Origin of the sequence: Streptococcus mitis (assembly GCF_946190325.1) — a bacterium.
Lineage (GTDB): Bacteria > Bacillota > Bacilli > Lactobacillales > Streptococcaceae > Streptococcus > Streptococcus mitis_CF.
The window spans coordinates 1-3,331 of record NZ_CAMHZR010000017.1 but is presented as its reverse complement, the minus strand read 5'-3'; the positions used below and the strand labels follow the sequence as shown (position 1 = coordinate 3,331).

Here is a 3,331-nt window from a genome sequence, read left to right as displayed (position 1 = left end):
GAGTTCCTTAAAGGCAACCAAATCCTGACTCGCATGATTACTTTCATACTGGATGATCGAGTTGTCCAAGTTCTTGACCTGATTCATGAGAAAGTTATAGTTCATGACCGTACTGGTATGACTGCTTCCTGAATAGCTCACCAAGTCTGAAATCTTGTCCTTGGTCGTGTTCAAGACCTCAATCTCACTCTTCAAATCGTCCCGTGAGCTCTTCAAATCACTATGAAGGGTTGTAAACACCTGACCTGGTAACTTTGCATGATTGCTTTAATCAATTTGATAGTAACCATCCTTGTACAGTAGGAGATTAGTTGAGTAGTCATTCATCAGGTTAACCAGAGTTTGAAGAAGAGTCCCATGCACCTCTACTAGGTAACTGCGCATACTCGAGATGGCCTGACCTTGGAGATTTTCACTTAATGTAAAAACAGGAACTTGCTTACAACTAACAGTGTATAAACAAGTTCCTTACAAGCTATTTCAATGGTGAAACATAATCATCTGGAAGCTTACCTCTCCAGTCAATCCATTTTTTTTCCGCAAGTGGAATTAATGTCTCAAGCTCTTCCTGAGTAAATAATTCCCAACTCTTAGGACTAGCTATTAAAGGAGTTAAGCCTTTTAATACAAATTGTTTCTCACTAGCTTTCTTTTCTTCTTCCGTCGGTGGCCAACAATTGTTCTTTACTCTATAAGATACTTCTCGTATCGTTCTCTCCCCACTCTCTAGTAAGGCAAATAACTCATTTGGTAATTCATAAACCACTCGCTGAGGGGCAATTCCTCCCTCCTCAGTAACGTAATAAAAATGATTACCATCTCTCCAGATATGCTGACCATAACCTTTTACCTCTTCAAACTGGATAACATCTTCCCAGCCTAGTTTTGTTGGTTTCATTTCAAACCTCTTTTACTTAAGTGGTGATACATAATCGTCTGGAAGTTTCCCCATTGATTCTATCCATTGCTGTTCGGCTTTGGGAATAAGTATTTCAAGTTCTTTCTTACTAAAAAGCAACTGATTTTTACGGTTGGAAATCAGCACAATTGGTTTTTCTCTAGCTCTATTTTTTCTTATTTCATTCTTTTCTTCTTCCGTTAGAGGCCAGCAATCATTCTGCGCTTTAAAGTCAATTTCATGTGCCGTTCTCCTACCTAATAAATATTCGTTAAAATCAGAAGGATTAATCTCAAAGATACGACGAACGGAAGCTACTCCAAACTCTCCAAAAGTATAGTATTTCCCTTCATGTGTTCGAAAATCATATCCCTTCGGTGATTCAATCTTATCAAAGGTATCAAATTCTTCCCATGTTATTTTAGTTAAACTCATTTTAATCGCCTCCTAATTTTCGAATTGTAAATTCTCCCCATGGAACTTCGTCAATGACTGCTTCTGGCATATTTCCTGGGAAGGTTTGTCCTCCTGGTTTCCAAAATCCTTCAAAAGCAGACTTTTCATTTCCACTTGGAATTCTTGGGTTTTTTATAGATTCTGGTGGAATTTCAATAGCTACAGGAGAAGAGCCTAAATCTCCTCTATGTAGGCCTAATATATCTTCCAACAATTCAGGATCTCCCTTAGTCACTTTAATCAGCGTTTCACCAGCTTCTTTGGGCATAACAAAGGCAACATGATCTTTTGGATTACCAATTGCACCATTATTATAACCACCTTCTTCAGGTGTAAATTTCTGAATTTTAATAGCACCATTTTTAAATAGTTGTCTATGTGCTTCTATATATTCAGGAGTGAGATAATCCTCAACATCTGGGCGAAGGATTCCTTTCTGAGAATCGGGCTTGATATCAAGTATTTCCTTCTTAGTATATGCACCTCTAATATACTTCACTTTAGGTGAGTCCTTAGAAATATTAAAAATTAATTCCCTTTCTTCAGGAGTTAATTTGTCAAAGACCTTCTCTAGATATCTTTCGCGAGTTGCAAAATCTTTAAACCCTGAACTCTTCCTTGCAAGCTTGCTTTCTTCTATATTTCTTAGAATTTGTTCTCTGTTATACTTCGGTACTTCGACATTTACCTTCACCTTCGGAAGTTCCCGACTAATTAATGGGGATTTGTTTAAGCCTTGTTGGAGTTTCTCCTTCGCCAGATATTGGTCAAAGTTACTGGATTCCCTCGCAAGCCTACTTTCTTCCAGATTCTTCAGAATCTGCTCTCGGTTATACTTCGGTGCTTCGACATCGTGCACCCCCTTCACCTTCGGAAGTTCCCGACTAACTAATGGGGATTTGTTTAAGCCTCGTTGGAGTTTCTCCTTCGCCAGATACTGGTCAAAGTTACTGGATTCCCTCGCAAGTTTACTTTCTTTCAGATTCTTCAGAATCTGCTCTCGGTTATACTTCGGTGCTTCGACCTCTACTTTCACCTTATTGAGACTAAACTTGCTGGCTGCTGAGGAGACCACATAACCTCCTACGATATTCCCGATAAAGTTTGCGGTTTGGGCATCTTCCTCACTTCCACCTAGGAGCTTGGTCCCATGATAGGCAACCTGACCCGCTGTATAGAGATTCATTTCTCTTAGAATACAACATAATTATACAAAGTCTAATTGAATAGTTTGATTGCTCTCCATTTTTTTAGCTGTATTAATAATATTCTCTATTTCTCTTTGAGTTATCGGAAGATTATCATGAGGGGGCTCCCATTGTGTCATACTATCTTTATAAACAACAAATTTTTTATTGATCAGCAATTCTCCTTGTGCTTTTAATAGGAAACCATTCTCTAAATCAAAAGTAATTGTTGATCTTGTTCCTGTAATTTTCATTTCTACCTCTCGAATATAATTTTTTCTACCCCTGTTTTAGGATCTATTGTCGTAACCTTAGTAACATTTGGATTGGCCTTCAATCTTGGTAGTTCGATGTTTTCCCAAATATTTCCTGGTCGTAGTTCGCTACCAACTACAGCTCTTATTTCACCAGATACTTGCTCTGCGTAAACATTCGAAGCTTCCTCCCAAGCTGTTACACTTGAAGGAGTATTAAAATCCCATTCAGGCATTACAATATTCGTATCATCAATCGTAGATTCTAATGTAACTCCTCCTTTATTTTTTGCTATTTTTTTCGCAACATCCATTCCTCCAATGCCATCTGTTCGTCCTGACCAGAAAAAAGCCGTATCTGGATCAGTTTTCAATCTACCTCTTATTAACTCAACATCAAAGTCAGTTTGAGTAAAATCTATTTTTGAATATCGATTTGGAGAAACAGGTTGATTCAAGCTAAACTTGCTGGCTGCTGAGGAGACCGCATAACCTCCTACGATATTCCCGATAAAGTTTGCGGTTTGGGCATCTTC

The 3,331-nt window shown here is 38.3% G+C and carries 4 protein-coding genes and 2 pseudogenes; all 6 read right to left on the bottom strand.

The window, feature by feature from the left end; genetic code table 11:
- Nucleotides 1-195, bottom strand: a pseudogene (locus N8M95_RS09085) (T7SS effector LXG polymorphic toxin); the annotation flags it as partial.
- Between the two features lie 280 nt (nucleotides 196-475).
- Entirely contained in the window at nucleotides 476-898 is a 423-nt protein-coding gene (locus N8M95_RS09075) for a hypothetical protein (RefSeq protein WP_042749694.1), read from the bottom strand.
- 12 nt (nucleotides 899-910) lie between these two features.
- Nucleotides 911-1,333, bottom strand: coding sequence for a hypothetical protein (locus N8M95_RS09070; protein ID WP_042749695.1), 423 nt, complete (start codon nucleotides 1,331-1,333; stop codon nucleotides 911-913).
- A gap of 1 nt (nucleotide 1,334) precedes the next feature.
- The gene (locus N8M95_RS09065; protein ID WP_261117073.1) at nucleotides 1,335-2,540 is read right to left on the bottom strand and encodes a hypothetical protein; all 1,206 of its coding nucleotides are present in this window, start codon (nucleotides 2,538-2,540) and stop codon (nucleotides 1,335-1,337) included.
- Between the two features lie 21 nt (nucleotides 2,541-2,561).
- Nucleotides 2,562-2,795, bottom strand: a complete 234-nt coding sequence (locus N8M95_RS09060) for an Imm74 family immunity protein (RefSeq protein ID WP_049510510.1) — start codon at nucleotides 2,793-2,795, stop codon at nucleotides 2,562-2,564.
- Nucleotides 2,796-2,797: 2 nt separating this feature from the next.
- Nucleotides 2,798-3,331 (bottom strand): annotated as a pseudogene (locus N8M95_RS09055) (hypothetical protein); the annotation flags it as partial.